General features: G+C 37.0%; 13 protein-coding genes. 4 read left to right on the plus strand and 9 right to left on the minus strand.

What is annotated here, in order from left to right:
- Positions 1-29: 29 nt before the first annotated feature.
- Positions 30-2,111 carry a protein-disulfide reductase DsbD family protein gene (locus AABK36_RS17640; RefSeq protein ID WP_309936471.1) on the minus strand — a complete coding sequence of 694 codons (2,082 nt, stop codon included), beginning with the start codon at positions 2,109-2,111 and terminating at the stop codon, positions 30-32.
- Between the two features lie 191 nt (positions 2,112-2,302).
- Here AABK36_RS17640 and AABK36_RS17645 point away from each other — a divergent pair, with 191 nt between their 5' ends.
- Together AABK36_RS17645 and hemC are read left to right on the plus strand one after the other, a co-directional pair.
- A complete protein-coding gene (locus AABK36_RS17645) occupies positions 2,303-3,427 on the plus strand; it encodes a DNA polymerase III subunit (RefSeq protein WP_309936472.1) in 1,125 nt (374 codons plus the stop codon).
- A gap of 40 nt (positions 3,428-3,467) precedes the next feature.
- The gene (gene hemC / locus AABK36_RS17650; protein WP_309936473.1) at positions 3,468-4,394 is read left to right on the plus strand and encodes a hydroxymethylbilane synthase; all 927 of its coding nucleotides are present in this window, start codon (positions 3,468-3,470) and stop codon (positions 4,392-4,394) included.
- A gap of 39 nt (positions 4,395-4,433) precedes the next feature.
- On the opposite strand, the gene AABK36_RS17655 is transcribed toward hemC, so the two are convergent.
- The 4 genes from AABK36_RS17655 to AABK36_RS17670 all read right to left on the minus strand — a co-directional run bounded on the left by AABK36_RS17655 (position 4,434) and on the right by AABK36_RS17670 (position 8,324).
- Positions 4,434-4,973, minus strand: coding sequence for a hypothetical protein (locus AABK36_RS17655; RefSeq protein ID WP_309936474.1), 540 nt, complete (start codon positions 4,971-4,973; stop codon positions 4,434-4,436).
- A 54-nt stretch (positions 4,974-5,027) separates the two neighbouring features.
- Positions 5,028-7,256 carry a WG repeat-containing protein gene (locus AABK36_RS17660; protein ID WP_338390292.1) on the minus strand — a complete coding sequence of 743 codons (2,229 nt, stop codon included), beginning with the start codon at positions 7,254-7,256 and terminating at the stop codon, positions 5,028-5,030.
- A gap of 182 nt (positions 7,257-7,438) precedes the next feature.
- On the minus strand, positions 7,439-7,618 hold the full coding sequence (locus AABK36_RS17665; protein ID WP_309936476.1) for a hypothetical protein: 180 nt from the start codon (positions 7,616-7,618) through the stop codon (positions 7,439-7,441).
- Positions 7,619-7,670: 52 nt separating this feature from the next.
- Positions 7,671-8,324 carry a carboxypeptidase-like regulatory domain-containing protein gene (locus tag AABK36_RS17670; RefSeq protein WP_309936477.1) on the minus strand — a complete coding sequence of 218 codons (654 nt, stop codon included), beginning with the start codon at positions 8,322-8,324 and terminating at the stop codon, positions 7,671-7,673.
- Positions 8,325-8,613: 289 nt separating this feature from the next.
- Between AABK36_RS17670 and AABK36_RS17675 the strand changes: the two genes are divergently transcribed.
- Positions 8,614-9,000: an ArsR/SmtB family transcription factor gene (locus tag AABK36_RS17675; protein WP_309936478.1), complete on the plus strand. Its 387-nt coding sequence runs from the start codon at positions 8,614-8,616 to the stop codon at positions 8,998-9,000.
- Positions 9,001-9,048: 48 nt separating this feature from the next.
- On the opposite strand, the gene AABK36_RS17680 is transcribed toward AABK36_RS17675, so the two are convergent.
- From AABK36_RS17680 to AABK36_RS17695, 4 genes are all read right to left on the minus strand, one after another.
- Positions 9,049-10,206: a hypothetical protein gene (locus AABK36_RS17680; protein ID WP_309936479.1), complete on the minus strand. Its 1,158-nt coding sequence runs from the start codon at positions 10,204-10,206 to the stop codon at positions 9,049-9,051.
- Positions 10,207-10,241: 35 nt separating this feature from the next.
- The gene (locus tag AABK36_RS17685) at positions 10,242-12,761 is read right to left on the minus strand and encodes a TonB-dependent receptor (protein ID WP_338390293.1); all 2,520 of its coding nucleotides are present in this window, start codon (positions 12,759-12,761) and stop codon (positions 10,242-10,244) included.
- Positions 12,762-13,161: 400 nt separating this feature from the next.
- Positions 13,162-14,199: a hypothetical protein gene (locus AABK36_RS17690; RefSeq protein ID WP_309936481.1), complete on the minus strand. Its 1,038-nt coding sequence runs from the start codon at positions 14,197-14,199 to the stop codon at positions 13,162-13,164.
- A 189-nt stretch (positions 14,200-14,388) separates the two neighbouring features.
- The gene (locus AABK36_RS17695; RefSeq protein ID WP_309936482.1) at positions 14,389-16,950 is read right to left on the minus strand and encodes a TonB-dependent receptor; all 2,562 of its coding nucleotides are present in this window, start codon (positions 16,948-16,950) and stop codon (positions 14,389-14,391) included.
- A 426-nt stretch (positions 16,951-17,376) separates the two neighbouring features.
- On the opposite strand from AABK36_RS17695, the gene rfbC reads away from it, so the two are divergent.
- Positions 17,377-17,919, plus strand: coding sequence for a dTDP-4-dehydrorhamnose 3,5-epimerase (gene rfbC, locus AABK36_RS17700; protein ID WP_309936483.1), 543 nt, complete (start codon positions 17,377-17,379; stop codon positions 17,917-17,919).
- Positions 17,920-17,928 lie beyond the last annotated feature (9 nt).

Consider the following 17,928-nt stretch of genomic DNA (forward strand, 5'->3'; position numbering starts at 1 on the left):
TTTCATTCATCCAATATATCATGCTATGCCTATTGCAAAGAGCTGGCTTGAGAGTTTTTTTCAAATAGCAACAATCCATTTTCCAGAAAATATAAGAAATGAGACACGTCCAAATCATAGGTATACGGCTGAGATATTGGATCTCCATCTGTATCTAAAATCAAATAAAATGGCTGAGCATTATTCATAAATCTAGTAATCTGAAAATCCGCATTTTGAGCGCCAATCGTCTTTTTGACTCTGCCATCATATTTGGAAGTATACCATTCACTCTGAGGCAAATCCGTTTTATCATCAACGTATAATGACAAAATAATAAAATCCTCTCTTAATAACCTTTGCACCATTGGATCAGACCAAACTCTGGCTTCCATTTCCCGACAATTCACGCATCCCCTGCCAGTAAAATCAAGAAATATAGGCTTGTTCATTTCCTTAGCGCATTTGAGAGCTTGTTCATAGTCAAAGTATCCCAATAAACCGTAGGGCAACTTGAATAAATCCCTATATTTCGGTTTATCGCAAATCTCCATTTTACTGTCCCCTCCTTCCATTGCTACATATGTATTTTCCAGATTAAAATCCTGTGTGGATAAAGGAGGCAAATAACCTGACAATGGCTTCAATGGCGCACCCCAAAGCCCCGGCACCATATACAACACAAATGAAAAGACGCCCATTCCCATAAGCATTCTCAACACAGGCAAACGTTCCATCTGAGAATCATTCTTCAACTTTATTTTTCCAAACAGATAAAATCCCAAAGTTGAGAAAATCACCAACCATATGGACAAATAAATCTCCCTGTCCAAGACCTGCCAATGATACACCAAATCAACTATAGACAAGAATTTCAGAGCCAAAGCCAATTCCAGAAAACCCAAAGTAACCTTAACTGAATTCAACCAACCTCCCGATTTTGGCAAACTAGCCAGAAGCTTTGGGAAAACGGCAAAAAAAGTAAATGGTATTGCAAAAGCAAAGGAGAAAGACAACATGCCTATAATTGGCTTAATAAATTTTCCTTGAGCCGACTGTACCAAGATACTGCCCGCTATAGGCCCAGTGCATGAAAAAGAAACGACTACAAGCGTAAATGCCATAAAAAACACTCCATAATACCCTCCTTTATCAGCTTGGGAGTCAATCTTATTTACTAACCAAGCAGGCAAAATAATGTCAAACATGCCCAAGAATGACAAAGCAAATACAAAAAAGATCAAAAAGAAAAGAATATTAGGAAGCCAATGCGTACTTAGCCAATTGGCAAAATCAGCGCCGAACAAGGCTGAGACCAAAGTACCCGCCAAGGTATAAATAAAGATAATTGAAAAGCCAAAAACAATGGCTTTCTTGACCGCAACAGATCGAGAAGCACTCTTACCCGTAAAAAAGGTCACAGTCATCGGTATCATCGGAAATACACAAGGTGTCAACAAAGCCGCTAAACCAGCTAAAAAAGCTGTGATTGCGAAACCTAGAAGGCCTTTATCTTTCTTTTCACTCTGAGCTTCTGTTCCATTATCATTCGACAGATTTTTTAGGGCTTTTTTTTTATCCAAATTTTTAAATGTATTGGGATTGCTTAAATCTGGAATATTATCGTTTTCAGATGCCTCTGCATGCCTTCTTTCCACCACATGCCCAGAATTTCCCTCCACCACAAAATCTTTTTCCAAAGGCACGCATTGCCCTGACTCTTCAGAGCAAACTTGATAGGTTACAGAACCTTTTAAATCTATCTTTTTTGTTAAAGCCTTTGCCTTTTGCAACAAAAAACCTGTTCCTTTGAAGTATTTAACCCTTCCTTCGAATATACTATCGTATTTGGTCTTTGAATCCACCGACTCAACACCTCCTATCAACTCTATGGTTTCGTTGCTTTTCATATGAAACTTCGTAGGCTCCGGTCCAACTTTCGGGTCCAAATCCGACGAATACATATACCACTCGCTATCAATATCAGCCTCAAAAACAATTTCAATCATTTGCCCTGCTTGGTAATTTTCAGGTTTTACCTTTATTCTCCAAGATACTGGATCAATTATCTGAGCATTTGAAACAGAAAATGCTGCTAAGATAAAAAATAATAAAAGACATGCTTTTTTCATACGTTAACTAGGTAATTACTATAAGAGAACATCGACTTGAAAGTATAGTTTTGAGCAGAGTGACTTTCGAAGGGCTCCCTACATTATCACCTCATATCCATATCGCTTAAAGTTTTATGGATTATTGGCATTCGAATGCTTATCTTTGGCCTTGTCAAATATTAGCTCAGAGTCAAGAGAAGGCAAAAAGTATGAAATTCAGTGAAATAAAAGGTCAGCAATGGATCAAGGAAAAGCTTATCAAAGCTGTCCAAAACAATCATCTGGCACATGCTCAACTATTTTGTGGCGAGCCTGGCGCACCATCGCTTGCCATGGCACTAGCTTTTGCCACATACATCAACTGTACTGACAAACATGATAATGACTCTTGCGGCCAATGTCCATCGTGCAGAAAAATGGACAAACTCATACACCCTGACCTCCACTTTGCCTTCCCTATAAGTTCCACTAAGAAAATTACTGGGAAAAATGTTATCAGCAACAACTTTTTGAGTGAATGGAGAACCTTCATTAGTGAAAATCCATTTGGAGGACTTAATGAATGGGTGAGACATTACGGCGGTGAAAACAAAGCGGTTAACATATCCAAAGAAGAAAGCAGGCAAATCATTCAAAGCCTTGCTTTAAAATCCTTTGAGGCCGAATACAAAGTCATGATCATTTGGTTGCCAGAGTTCATGCATCCTTCCGCGGCCAATGGGCTTTTAAAAATATTAGAGGAACCACCGCAGAAAACCTTGTTTTTTCTCGTTTCTCAAAATGAGGATAAATTATTGAGCACAATCTTATCCAGAACCCAGCATGTCAAAATAGCAAAGTTCAACAATGACGAGCTTAGAAGTATTTTAAAATCAAAATATGACATTGCTGAAGAGGAAAGCGCGCAATTGATTCAACTTTCTGATGGAAACATCAACAAGGCTCTTGAAATATACAATCAAAGCAGCTTGGATCTGCAAGACATTTTCCGTGCTTGGATGAGAATTTGCTACAGTTGGGATTTCACTCAAATCATAGCCTATGCTGAGAGGTTTCAATCCATGAGCAAAGCTGACCAAAAAAACCTTTTGCACTATGGCATCAATATCATGCATGAAGTGTTAATGTATCAACATGCCAGAATGCATTTGAGTAAAATCACCTCCAAAGAGGAAGAGTTTATCGAAAAATTCTCCAAAGTCTTGAGCTTGGAGAAGATAGAAAAAATATCAAATACCTTGGAAGAAGGCTTATATCATATAGAAAGAAATGTCAATGTGAAACTAATATTCACCGACACTTCGTTCCTAACAGCAAGCGCTTTTAGAAAATAAAAGAATTAAAAAAGAATCATTAGGTTTGGATCAAAATAATATGAAAATACGAATAGGCACACGAGGCAGCAAGCTCGCTTTATGGCAAGCTTATCATATTTCCGACTTGCTTTCCAAAGGAGGGATAGATAGTGAGATTGTAACTATTGAAACCAAAGGAGATAAAATCTTGGATGTGACAATTTCTAAAATTGGAAGCAAAGGAGTCTTTACAGAAGAAATAGAAGAGCAGCTTCTTTCTGGTCAAATCGACATAGCTGTTCATAGCGCCAAAGACATGCAATCCGAATTGCCTCAAGATTTCGAGCTCATTGCTTTTACTACCCGAGAAAAAGTAAATGATGTTATCGTAAGTAGAAATCAGTCATTGAGCATTGAAGACGAATCCAAACCTTTCAAACTTGGAACTTCCTCCACAAGAAGACTGGCCACTTTGAAAAGGCATTATCCACATATCGAAACAGTGCCTATAAGAGGCAATCTTCAAAGAAGAATTTCAAAAATGGATGAAGGGCAATGCGACGCATTGCTTTTAGCTTACGCAGGTGTTCACAGAATGGAATATGACGATCTGATTGTAGAGCATTTATCTCTAGATAAATTTATTCCCCCTGTAGGCCAAGGTAGTGTAGCTATCGAAGTCGCCAAAAACCTTGATGCTGAGAAAAAAGCAATCGTAAGAAAACTGACAAATGACCCAGATACTGAAAAAAGATTGCTATCTGAAAGAGCGTTTCTTAAAAAGCTTCAAGGTGGATGCAGTGTTCCGGTATTCGCATTGGCAAATCTTGATGGAAACAACTTAAGCATAGTAGGTGGAGTCACTAGCCTTGATGGGCAAGTTCAAATCAAAGAAAATGCTTCAGGAAATATTGAAAACGCAGAATCTATCGGACTTGAATTAGCGGAAAAGGTAATCAATGCCGGAGGCAAAGAGCTTTTGGCTGAAATAAAAAGCCAACTTTAAGAAAAAACAAAAGCCAAGTTTCTAAATCAAACTTGGCTTTTATTTATTGGTCTTTCTTTGTTTCTTTTTCTTCTTCTTAGGCTGGGCATTTTTATCTATCAACCCGCCGTATTTATAGATTTGCAAAGCAAACTGCTTGTTGAGAAATTCATACAACCTGTTGGATGCCAACGTTTGCATCCTTTCGCTTTGATCCATTACAGACACTTCCAACACAGTATTGATGAAATGCTCATGTCTCAAAAAGTCATTCACCCATTCGTTAAAGCAATCAGACCATTCTTTCGCATACTTTTCTTCTTGAGAAAGTCCATCAAAACAAAAAGCCAACTGCCCGTCATCAAACTTATACCTATATATGCCTGCTAACTGAATGTAGAATCTATCAAAAGCTTGTAGCGGATAGCTTTTTGCGCTTTTGATTCTGCAAATCGTAGAACACTCAAGCCCCAAAGGATTATTCCGAAGAACATACTCCTCCTTCACCATGTCTATCATACGACAGATCAAAGTCGACTTTACTCGCGATTGAGCTTCGCGAAGGATTGAATTTTTATCTTTTGGGTATAATTTGTTCATTATTCGATTTCTGGGGAAAAATCACTCTAAAGTTAAAAAAAAATCCCGCATACATTAAAGTGTCTCGGTTAATTTCTGCCAAGATTGTGTATTTTTCCCTAAAAACAAGCCATTTTCATCATCGTAATAAATCAAATCGTAAACCATAGGAATTTTAGGGACTCCATCCAAGCTATTGACTCCGTACTTCCCTCTTTTATGAACAATCAAAGAATTCCCATTCACCTCCTTGACTTGGTCATATGTGCAAGTAATCACATTCACTCCTTCTGAATTGCAATATCCCCATTTGCCTTCCAACCTCACCAAAGCTCCTCCTGAAGAGGTTCTGATCAAAGTATCATATTTCAAAGCGACTTTCTCTATGCCATCACTTTGAAGCAAACCGTACTTCATGTCTTTGCTAACGACTGTCGCTCCTTTATAAAATGGCTCCACCGTATCATACCAAGGTTGAATAACCAAAATTTCCCGCTCATCAACAAAGCCCCAATGGCCTCTTAACTTCACGGGCACTCTATTTTCTTGCAACACACCTATGTCATCATATCGGTTCGCTATTCTCAGCCTTCCTTCGGAGTCTACTAAACCAAATTTCCCGTCTTTTCTCACGCCTATCCATTCGCCATTAGCTTTTTTGATACTGGTAATCTCATCGCTTTCACTGAGTCGAATAAAATAATCTTTTCCTACCAGCAAATAAAATCCCGACTTTCTAACAGCAAATAACGAATCCCCTGAGACATTATAATACTCATCATATTCTGGATCAAGAATCACCTTTCCTTCTTCGCTGACAAAACCTATTTTACCATAATCTCCAACAACTTGATAGCCTAATTCTGTGTCAACTAACGAATCATAAGTATAAAATAACTCATGCCCTTGTCGACTGTAAAGCGTTCTTCCAAATCTATTACTAACCAAAAAGTTTCCTTTCGAATTCACACTTACAGTACCTGCTTCAGGAAGCATTGCCATTTCACCATTCAAATGCACATAAGCTTCTTGCCCAGAAAAAACAACCTTGAATAGATTTTGCTCATAGGCAATGATCTCGTCAAATCGATTTTCAATAACCACTTTTCCAGAATTGTCCAACACTCCCCAACGCTCGTCATTACCCATGAAAGCAATGTACTCTTCGTTTATCAAATCCAGATCCTGAAACTCTCTATCGATCATCAAAGATCCTTTAGCATTATACCACTTTGTCACTTGTCCGTCATTTCGAGTGTAGGACATTGTAACAAAACCAAATGAAGTCTCTTCTATCTCATCGCTGACAGCTTGAATTACCCAATCTCCTTGTTGATTGATCACACCAGCCTTTCCTTTGAAAAACGCAACTGCATAACCTTGCGAATTAAACCTTCTAAGAGAGTCATACAAGGTTTCGTCAACCTTGCCTTCATCAACAGGCAACAATTGATAATAAGCGCCAACCTTCAATGACAATAACTTATCGTCTATCGTATTGACAATTTCGGCTTGAAATGAAGCTTTCTCATGATATGCATTATCCCAAACCAGCCAATCATCATAACTTAAGACCTTATCTTGAAACACATTTATATGTTTGTATTTCGCAGAAAATTTCTCATTCCCTTCACCATCCATCAATCCTGCTTTGCCATGAATATAAAATCTAGCCCAACCAAGTTCATAAGCATCAATACTGTCATACTTGAAATCAGACAAAAACTCTCCATACTCATCAGCTAAAGCAAACTTTTGAGCTTCATTGCCAACAGCAAGCATTCCTTCATCCAAATACTCTATTTTCTCATCTTGAAATTTCATGACAAGCTTGCCTTTCAAATCAATGACTCCGTAAAAAACTCGATTATCTACTAGCTTGCGGACGATAGCGGAGTTTTTGCCATGCCTTAAAGACACAAACTCCACATCGGTTAGCGACTTTCCCTTAGCATTGACAATGCCGTATTTCATATAGTGATACAAGCGATCTTTCCTACCAACGACATATGTTGTTTCTCCAAATGGTTTTATCAGTTCAAAAATCGGAGGAGTAAGCTCTTTATTATTCAGGCTCATCAAACCCCATTTGCCATCTTTTTTATAGCCGACTTCATCGCCATAAATACTCAATTGGCTATCACTCGAAGCCTCGATATCAGACCATCCAATCCCTTCATACTCAGCGGGAATAAGCTCATTCCCAAAACTATCGATCAGACCTACCTTTCCTTCCGAATGAATTAATTTATAGTCGCCAGGATTCCCACCAATTAGTGTCAATGGAAAAAGCAAAACCATCATGCTGACCAGCAATTTTACTATTCTCTTTGAGTCATTCAATTCCCTGCGATATATATATTTCTCAAGCACCATTACCCTAATTTTCAACTATTTAGACACAAAGGTACGAAAGATATACAAGTTATGCCATTAGCAAAGGAACAATAGAAATAGAATGGAACAAGGAAACAACAAACTCACATTCACTTATGAGACAAGAAAGCTGAACTATGGCAAACGGCCTGCAAATATGACGCTCTACGAATAAGCATATGCAAAGGCACATCCAGCTGATGGTATTTTTGCAAATATCTTTGAATGATTAAAAAATTCTTTCTTCTCGAAACTCCTCTTATCACCGCTCTTGAAACTATATCATGCATAAATACTCACTTTTAATGATCGTAAGTTTATAACATGAGTTTAATTGAAATGTTATTTTTCGTCTTTCTTCTTCATTGATTTGAAGAAACTAGACCATGCGAATGGATTCAAGAAATTCGTTGTTCGGAATTGTCTATTAGTATAAGGATCGCTAAACTGTTGATCTTGATCGTACTTGAAATTTGTCGCTGGCTCGTATTTCAAATTCTGGCTAAGCAATAATATTCCATCCGGATTCATATTGCCCATAACATATCTATACTGATCCTCATAAGGCACTTCTTCCAAGGACAAGACGGCTTGCTTAAAATCGCGCACTGTCGGATATGGCATCACTTGTACTTCAGGCAAGTAAAGTGTGTCATAATCCATGTGCATAACAAAAGAAATATCCTTTTCATATCCCTTAGGTATCACATATGTCTTATTTACAAATCCTACGGAACTCACCATAATGGTGTCTCCAGCCATCACTGGCATAGTAAAATATCCATAATAATTGGTAGAAACTCCTCTGCCCGTCTTGGGAATAAAAATATGAACACCCGGCATGCCTTGCAATGACTGCCCGTCAACGACTTGCCCTGAGAATTGAATAATCGGTTGTTGCTCCTCGACTTCAGGATCATTATCCTGCGCCAACAAGGATTTTACCGGCATCGCAAACGCCCACAAAGCTAAAAGCAAAAACAAACGATACTTCATAATTCTCTTATATAATAATAAATTCTACTTCCCAAAAGGAAAAAGGTTGCCAAATATTAAGCCTTCAATGTCAAAAAAAACGACTAATAGGATTATATCCTAAACAATCAGCGATTATTTTAACCCTTTTTGAAGACACTATCCAACAAGTTTAACGACACGGTCTTTTGAATATTATTGGAATATTATAACTTGGCAAGCAGATGAAATTTAATTGCAAACAAATCCTGTTTTCTTGGTTGTTTGCATGAAAACAAAAACGAATTCGCCAACATAACCAAAAAGCAACATGCGCTTAAAAAGCTTTAGCTTACCCATAGGAAGTCAAATCTTCAAAGCTCTTTCCGACGAAGCGCGCATAAGGATACTTTACTTGCTATTCGAAAATAAAGAAATGTGCATTTCCGATTTGGAAGCGATCTTGGACTTCACCCAATCGAAGACTTCACGGCATCTCAATTACCTTAAGAACTCAGGCATAGTCTACACGACCAAACACGATCAATGGGTCTTTTATTCTATAAAAGAAGAAGTGTACGACATCATAAGCCAGATGCTCAACTTTCTTAAAAAGGATCAGACCCTTCAAAATGACAAACGGGTATTTCAAATCATGTACTCCAATAGAGAGCTCGCAATACATAAAAAACATCACGCCAAATGGCGATCAGAATAAAAAAGCCGGCTAACGCCGGCTTTACAACATTGCTTTATATATCCTCGTTTACTCTACTTCCACCCAATCTTTACCTACCTTTTGAAGAGTAATATTATCAGATGCTACTGATCCATTATAGTAATCATATTTAACCAAATAATATACTCCTTCTTTAATTTCATCACCAAAAGTAGCATCTAGAATACCTCCAACTGCTTTTATTATAGCTGATCTTTCTTTAAAGTCTCCTGATAAATTAAAATTCCCATACTGTGCGGCATTAGAGCTTCCCACGTTATTGTAGTCATCTCTAGTCATAGTATACTTAACTATTTCAACCGTCAAAGCATCCCAAGTATCCCCATTAAAAGACAATTCAATCGATTTTTCAACTTCCGTTGGAACTTCAATCCACTCATATGTAGACTCATTTTCCAAGTACAAAAATCTTGATTCGAAAATTCTTTCATCTTCAACTTTTTCTGTAAATGTATATCTTACTACTTGACGATCGCCTTGTTTGCTATAAAGGTTTGCACCAATTTGAGGCATATATATCTTGATTCTTTCAAGAGCCATATCATCATTTTCAAAATTCGGATATCTCTGCCCCATATTACTATAATCATCTGAAGACAACTCAGTAGCCATAATCCAGCCGCCTTCACCAATATGAACAAAATACCTTACTGCCGCAGGATAAAAGCCGCCATCATAGAGGTCAAAAATCAATTCGACCAAGTCACCTTTCTTAGCATCAGTATATTTTGATTGAACAAAACCTAAGGCCCCGCTTTTATCAAAATTATTATACTTGTTATTATACTCGTCAGGCTGAACCTCATAAGTGACAGGATCAGCAATTGCAAGCTCATTTGCATCTTCAAAATAATTATAAGACACAACTACTGACGTTCCTAATTCAGGATTCAAAAAACTTTGAGTAAAAAATCCAGGCAGCAAACTCTCTGCCGAATTATCCTTATCGAACATCAAGTTATCACTTACTGAACCTCCTATTTTAGCATAATCATCCGCATTTAAAATCAACTCGCCATCTGCAGGGACTTCTACTTTATCCTTGTTCGCCTCCATCTCATCTACACCATCCTGAATCTCCTGCTTCATATCTTTCTCAATCTCTGAATTCAAATCCTCCATTGGATCGCATGAAAACAACCCCAATGCAACCAACGCTACAACTGATATATATTTTCTCAACATGATTTTCAAAATTTTAATTTATCGATTAATGTGGATTAAAAATTAACTTTCATACCCATGGACCAGCTTCTTCCCCAACCATAGAATACATTTGCTGGGTCGCCAACATTTGTCTCATCAGCATCGGACACATACATAGTGTCGAATATGTTATGAATATTTCCAAATATTGATGCTTTCACGTCTCCAATTGTGAACTTGTAACTCATATTAGCATCAACCAAAGAGTAGTTCTCTAACTGCCAAGAATTTACACCTCTATCATCCTCATTCGTTCTTGAAGTAGGATTAAACTCAGCGAAGTTATCCCCATAAAAATTATAGTCCATCCCGATTTTCAAACCTTCCACCAATTCATAATTTATTCCTGCTGCGAAAGTTGTTTGAGCGGCATCACCTACCTTTATATCTGCCATGTAAACACTAAATGGCTCGCTTGGATTTTGTTGATCATCATATGCAATTACATTTTCCAAATCATTCAACCATCTCCAGTCTCCAATTGAAGCCATACCCGTCAGTTCCAATTTATCATTTGGCTTGAAAGCGAAATCCACTTCAACACCTTGATGCAATGCATCTACCCCAAGCAAGTTAGCCGTAAAATCCTGGCCCTGATCAGTTGTCAATCTCTTCACAAAAGATCTATCCATCCATTTAGTATAGTAGTAGTTAATATTTGCAGAAAATTTGCTTGTTCTCAATCCATATCCAAGCTCAATACTTGCGATTTTTTCATTTTCAGCTCCCTCGTTAATATCATTTTTATAATTCAAGAAAACCGCATCAAAAAACGGCGCTCTTGAGAAATACCCAGCATTAACGAAAATATTATGGATATCAGTAAGTCTATAATTAGCACCACCTTTCACTGAGTACCCTAAGAAGTTTTGAAAATCAGTTTCTTGCTTATCATCTGAATCCAAGTAATTAAAATAATCAATTCTCTTGTATGACGTATTTGACAAAGCTCCACTCACAAATGCTGAGACTTTATTGCGATCATATTCTAACTGACCAAACAACCCTTCCCATAAAACTATCCCATCATTGTAATAATCTATTCTATCTCCTTTTTGAGCGTAATGTATAGGGTTGTTCGCATCATCATCATCCAAGAAATATGAATTTCCAAGCAAATCCCTTACTTCTCTGTAATGCTCTCCTTTATAATATCTCAAATCTATTCCGCCTGACAAAGTCAAATTATTGTTCAAATCCGTTTTTAACGATGACAAAGCACCATACCAATTATGGTTGTTTACTGAGTTTCTCAAGATAAGAGATGAGCCTGCAGCGCCCTGATCAGCGTTCTTTTGAGCTATTTTATTAAAATCTATCAATCCATCAGCATCTCTTTCTATCCAACTATATTCCCCTAAGAAACCTGTACCTCCACCTGTTCCAAATGAAGCATATGCTGATGTAGTAAGATCTGTGGAAGGACTAATTGTCCAATAGTGATTCATGATAAATACCGGCTTATGATAAAAATTTATTCTTGAATTAAATTCACCTGCCTTGTAATACCCATGATCCTTATTATAATCCTCACCATGCTCTACACCTTCTTTAAGAGAAAGTTTTGTCGTTCTCTGTCCATGCTCTTGCGGAGCTCCAAAAGCTGTAAAAGCCAACTCATGGTTTTTATTTATTTTTTTAGCTACAGAAAGAAAATATGAATACGCTTCATAATTTGTTCCTTGAACATAACCGTCTCCTTTTCTATGAGTCGCTGCAACAGTTATAGCCAGTCCATTATCCATTAGTCCGGTAGAGAACTTAACCCCCTGTTTTTGCTCTCCGAAACTTCCAATGCTTGCAGTAGCAAATCCACCTTTTTCAGCGTCAGTTGATTTAGTGATAACATTGATTGTACCTCCAATCGATGGAATAGCCAACTTGGATGCTCCCAAACCTCTTTGCACTTGAATCGTTCTGGCAACATCTGAAAGATTAGCCCAATTTGACCAATAAACTTTACCATTTTCCATATCATTTACTGGCATACCATTGATTAGCACACCAACATTCACAGAGTTAAACCCACGTATATTAACACGAGCATCGCCAAAACCACCTCCAGATCTTGTAGCATAAATACCTGGTGTGGATTTCAATATCTCAGGAAATTCTTGAGTACCTAACTTCTCCTCCAATTGAGCTGGCTTAATTGTAGAAACAGCTACTGGAGTTTTTCTATCAATAGCCACATCAGCGATTATTTCCACAGGACTCAAAGCCATGCTTGACTCGCTTACCATTAAAGTTCCTAAATTGATTGTCTGACCATTAAGAGATACTTGTTTTGTCATAGTTTCATATCCTATGAAACTCACCTCAATCACTTTACTTCCTGTCTCATCAGTTGAAAATGAAAAGTCTCCATTAAGATCAGAGATCGAGCCGTCCGTAGTGCCTTTCAGCACGACATTCGCGCCAATGACAGCCTCGTTTGTGGACTTGTCCAAAATACGCCCCTTCAAGACTGTCTGAGCGTAAAGAGCATTAAGCCCTAAAAAAAACACTCCCACGAAGAGTAAAAACCTTTTCATACGATTAGCCATTTTTGTTATGTTTTATTGTAGTTTTTTAATTGGGAGCAAAACTACGATTAGATTTCAATATTGCTAATGCGTATAAATTAAATTTTTTCTATTAAAAATGCATGAAAATTAACATTTCAATAATAATTTAATTCCTTAAAAAGTGATATTAGGCTCTATTAGCTACCAGCATAACAACATCGCTTAATGATAAGATCATAACCCAGACTGGTTAGATTAATTTTAATGCTTGTTTAAAAAATATTAGAGCAAAAAACTTATAAAAATAAGACTGAAAGAATAAATAATTTAAATCAAAAAGCACCTAAATTAAAATTCATCATCAGCCAAATAGAATGGGATTTTCACTTTCTATCTGACAAATGATGAAACTAAAAAACAATATAATTTATTGAATTGACTTGCCATACTTAATCAAGTCAGGATTCTTTCTTTTGCTAGGCGGGCCATAGACACTGCACCATTTATCCTTGTCAGTTTGCACCAACATTCCTTCCTCGGAAATATTAAATTGCTTACGCACCTCTTTAATAGGCATTTGCAAATAAGGCGTTAAGTCCATATTTGCATCTATATAGTTCACACTGCATTCCTTGCCTCGCTGATATGCCTCATAAACCATCTCAGGCTTGAACTGATTCACCCAAGAATTGACTGTAGGGTCCGCTATTGTATAGCCTATTTGAAACTGGGCTGTAGCCGCTGAAATTTGGGCTGAAAAATCGACCTTGGACATAGCCCCGTCAAAAGCCAACACACAAATCTCACCTAAAGGAGAAGTATCATACCCGGAAAGCACGTGATGCATATCATGCTTAACCAATATATCATTCAGTTCTGCCCCAGGACTTCCCGGCAATGAAAATTCATTGTCCATATAATAGTTGTATAAGGTCTTCCCAAATGAGCCTTCTGGATATTGTCCATATTTCTGATACCTTTCATACACTTTTCTATGCTGTACCAAATGCAGCTTGGTTGCCAAGTAATAAAAAGACTGATATAGCGCAGATGCTCCAGTCTCAGCTTTAGTCGCTCTAAACTCGCACATCAAAATCGCAGTCTTATGCCCCTCAACAGCCTTATGAATACTCTTAATCAATCCATCTTTATGCTTCCACAATGTCGCCAACTGTTCTAAAGCTTCGATTCTCCTCTTTTTATCTTCTGTTTCAAGAAAAATCAATGGTCCTACCAAATGCAGAAGCTCTTCTTGAATTTTTGAATCAGCAATATTCTCCGCCATATCGAAATTATTAGGCAACTCATCCAGCTTAACATCAATTCCCAACACATGACGGCCAATAGCTTCTATTGTTTGCTGATGTATCTTGTGAAGCTCCAAACTTCCTTGCGCTGTGGCAACACCCAGCATAAGGCTTAAAGTATCCCTTTTATTAGCTTCTGATAATTTTAAAAGTTCCATTCACTCAAAATAATTTAGTAAAATTTAAAGCCAAGGCTCATTTCAGCCTTTATATGAATTAGCCAACATCAACACTTAAAACTAAATACATGCCATCTAGCAATGGAACCTGAAAATCAACCCCTTATAAACAAAAAAAGCGATTGCAAATACATGCAACCGCTTTTTTTGTTTATATTTTATATTCTCTTAGAAATTGGCTCTAACACCAACAGAAAATGTTCTTCCAAAACCATAGTTTATAGCAGGAGCTCCTAAGCCTCCATTATTATAATCTAGCATTTCGATGCCTTCAGCAATATACTCTGTATCAAGCAAGTTATAAACATTACCAAATAATGTTAGCTTAGTTGCTTTTAAGAACATCGTATAGCTTACTCTAGCATCAATCAGACTATAATTTTTCAACTTGGTTGTTTGACCATAATCATCTACTCTTGACTCCGGGTTGAAATCTGCGTAAAGATTTCCAAAGAAGTTATAGTCAGCACCGAATTTCAATCCTTTTACAACTTCATAATCCACGCCTAAAGCAAATGTTGTTTGCGCTGCATCACCTACTTTCAAATCTTCCAAATAAAGAGTCGCTGGATCATCCGGATTCAATATATTTTGCTGCTCATCCATGAAGTAAACGTTGTCCACGTTGTTTTTCCATCTCCAGTCTCCAATTGAAGCCATACCGGTAATTGTCAAAGTTTGGATTGGTTTATAATGGAAATCTATCTCGATACCTTTATGCAAAGCATCCACACCCATTACGTTAGCCGCACCTCTTACTTCTCCAAAGTTAGCAGTTAATCTCATTGACTTATCCAACCAGTTCGTATAATACACGTTAACATTCGCGTTGAATTTCGAACTTCTGTAACCATAACCTAACTCAAAGCTTGAAACTTTTTCGTTAGCAGCCTCTTCGTTAATATTATTATCATATGTCGGGAATACTGAATTCATGAATGGCGCTCTGGAAAAATACCCAGCATTTGCAAAGATGTTATGATGATCAGTCAAGTTATAGTTCGCGCCACCTTTTACTGAACCACCAAGGTAAGATGCATTATCTGATGTTTCGGTTCCTGAAGCATATGTGAAATAGTCAATTCTTTTATATGATGTATTAGAACCTGCGACATTGATAAAAGTAGAAAGCTTGTCTTTGCTGTATTCCAATTGAGCAAAAGCACCCTGCCAATTAACAATACCGTCATTGTTATAATTCACTTTGTCTCCTTCTTTTACAATACGCTCACCAGCACTTTCCATACCTCTATCTACTGCATGGCTAGCGCCTATTAGATCTCCAACTTCTTGGTAGTGTTGTCCTTTATAATATCTCAAATCCAATCCTGTGCTTAATTTCAAATCACTAGTCAAATCCATTGAAAATTGAGACAATCCACCAACCCAAATGTGATTGTTTACTGAATTATACTGATAATGCTTAGCAGCTTCTCCCTTTTGATTATCATAAATCGACTGAGCATCCCATCTACCATTTTCATCAACAATATTATAACCACTTCCATTACTCCAATCCAAAGTAGTAATACCAGTACCATTTCCTCTACCTATTGAAGTATAAACCGTAGTATTCAATTCCATATTTTTCTCTCTATTAATTGTCCAATAGTGATTCAAATTGATTTGCGGTTTATGATATTTGTTATATCTCTGAGCGAAATCTTCTCCATTCAATGTTGTATGACCGTAATTTGCTCTTCTTTTATCTATGCCATTTTTCTCAGCGTACTCTTCATATTGCTTTTCAGTCCATTGATAATTAGCTCTTTGATTATGAGTTTGCGGAGCTCCAGTAGCAGTAAATGCCAAAGTGTGATTCTCATTGAATACTTTCGTAGCTGAAGCAAACCATGTATAACTTGAGAAATCAAGTCCTTCAACATAACCATTACCTCTTGTCGCTGAACCAGCCACAGTAAAAGCCCATCCATTATCCATCAAACCAGTAGATAATGACATTGCACCTTTAATCATGCCATCATTACCACCACCGATATATGCCGTACCGCCTTTTTTAGACTCTGCGCCTTTTGTCAATATATTGATTGTACCACCTACAGAAGGAATAGCCAACTTTGATGCTCCCAAACCTCTTTGCACCTGCATTGTTTGCGTTACATCCGAAAGCCCTGCCCAGTTAGACCAATACACTCGGCCATTTTCCATATCATTCACAGGAGCTCCATTTACCAATACACCAAGGTTTTCAGTAGAAAAACCTCTAACATTGATTCTTGAATCTCCATATCCACCAGAACCTTTTGTAGTATACACACCTGGAGTTGACTTCAATACTTCTGGAAATTCCTGATTTCCTAATTTAGCTTCGATAAAATCGGCTTTCAAAGTAGATACAGCAACTGGAGTTTTTCTATCAATAGCGATATCCGCTATAACTTCTACTGCAGCCAAACTCACAGTCGATGATGCCAAGTTAGCTGTTCCTAAGTTCACAGTTCCACCATTCGCATTAAAAGGAATAGTGTATGGCTCAAAACCAATGAAGCTCACTTCTAATTCTTGGTTGCCAGTTTCGTTTGTTACTACTTCGAAATTTCCGTCAAAGTCAGTAATATTACCATCTGTCGTCCCCTTAACTACAACATTGGCTCCGATAATACCCTCTCCCGAGTCACCATCCACTACCTTTCCTTTGATTACCGTTTGCGCGCTCGCAGTTACGCACATCATTAACAATGCGATAAAATTAAGTGTAAGAGTTTTCATGCGTCTACTTAAAATCAAGTAAAATTTCATTAACTGACGCAAAATTAATATCGTATTTGATTCATAAATAGAATAAATGATTATCAAAAACGAAAGAAAAAAAAACTTAGTTAACAATTAATTAACATTGATTAGTTGATTTTAACATTTTATAAGTAATTGAATTACAATATTTAATAATATTTATACGTTAGAAAGATCATTTAAAAAATTAATTTAAGTCAAAAAAATATTTATATATATTAAAATTAAACACTCAATATTACGACAGATTAACTTTAATTTTACAATACATAAAATAAAGCACATCTAAACGAGAATTCCATATTGTTAAATTATGTTACACGAAAATTAACTTGATAATCATTGATGAATTTCTGTTTTAAATCGCATTGTTTATATATTTGAGCAATCACTCTAATTATTATGAACATCATAGAGACAGACATAGAAGGGCTGGTTGAAATTTATCCCAGTATTTTCAAAGATGACAGAGGTTATTTTTTCGAATCATATCAACAAGAAAAACTAAACGAGGGTGGAATTCCACCAAACTTTGTCCAAGACAACCAATCTTTTTCGTTAAAAGGAACGGTTAGAGGTTTGCATTTGCAAAAAGAGCCATGGGCTCAAGGAAAATTAGTCCGAGTTGTCAAAGGCAAAGTCCTGGATGTTGTTGTTGATCTTAGGCCTCTCTCTAGCACTTTTGGCCAATCGAGATCATTCGTGCTTGACGATTCAAAAAATAATATGCTTTATGTCCCTGAAGGCTTTGCCCATGGTTTTTCAGCATTGGAAGATTCTATCTTTCATTACAAATGCACCAATTATTACAACAAAGCATCCGAGTCGGGAATCATTTGGAATGACAGCACTTTAAATATCGACTGGAAGGTCGACAACCCAATTGTATCTGATAAGGACATGCAACTTTTATCTTTTGCTGAATTCAAAGCAACTTTGTTTTAATTAAATTCT

This window comes from Aureibacter tunicatorum, assembly GCF_036492635.1.
GTDB classification, from domain to species: domain Bacteria; phylum Bacteroidota; class Bacteroidia; order Cytophagales; family Cyclobacteriaceae; genus Aureibacter; species Aureibacter tunicatorum.

Bases quoted from the DNA above. Each gene is read 5' to 3' on its own strand.
- AABK36_RS17640 (WP_309936471.1), bottom strand. From the start codon at position 2,111: ATGAAAAAAGCATGTCTTTTATTATTTTTTATCTTAGCAGCATTTTCT.
- AABK36_RS17645 (WP_309936472.1), top strand. From the start codon at position 2,303: ATGAAATTCAGTGAAATAAAAGGTCAGCAATGGATCAAGGAAAAGCTT.
- hemC (WP_309936473.1), top strand. From the start codon at position 3,468: ATGAAAATACGAATAGGCACACGAGGCAGCAAGCTCGCTTTATGGCAA.
- AABK36_RS17655 (WP_309936474.1), bottom strand. From the start codon at position 4,973: ATGAACAAATTATACCCAAAAGATAAAAATTCAATCCTTCGCGAAGCT.
- AABK36_RS17660 (WP_338390292.1), bottom strand. From the start codon at position 7,256: ATGATGGTTTTGCTTTTTCCATTGACACTAATTGGTGGGAATCCTGGC.
- AABK36_RS17665 (WP_309936476.1), bottom strand. From the start codon at position 7,618: ATGCATGATATAGTTTCAAGAGCGGTGATAAGAGGAGTTTCGAGAAGA.
- AABK36_RS17670 (WP_309936477.1), bottom strand. From the start codon at position 8,324: ATGAAGTATCGTTTGTTTTTGCTTTTAGCTTTGTGGGCGTTTGCGATG.
- AABK36_RS17675 (WP_309936478.1), top strand. From the start codon at position 8,614: ATGCGCTTAAAAAGCTTTAGCTTACCCATAGGAAGTCAAATCTTCAAA.
- AABK36_RS17680 (WP_309936479.1), bottom strand. From the start codon at position 10,206: ATGTTGAGAAAATATATATCAGTTGTAGCGTTGGTTGCATTGGGGTTG.
- AABK36_RS17685 (WP_338390293.1), bottom strand. From the start codon at position 12,761: ATGAAAAGGTTTTTACTCTTCGTGGGAGTGTTTTTTTTAGGGCTTAAT.
- AABK36_RS17690 (WP_309936481.1), bottom strand. From the start codon at position 14,199: ATGGAACTTTTAAAATTATCAGAAGCTAATAAAAGGGATACTTTAAGC.
- AABK36_RS17695 (WP_309936482.1), bottom strand. From the start codon at position 16,950: ATGAAAACTCTTACACTTAATTTTATCGCATTGTTAATGATGTGCGTA.
- rfbC (WP_309936483.1), top strand. From the start codon at position 17,377: ATGAACATCATAGAGACAGACATAGAAGGGCTGGTTGAAATTTATCCC.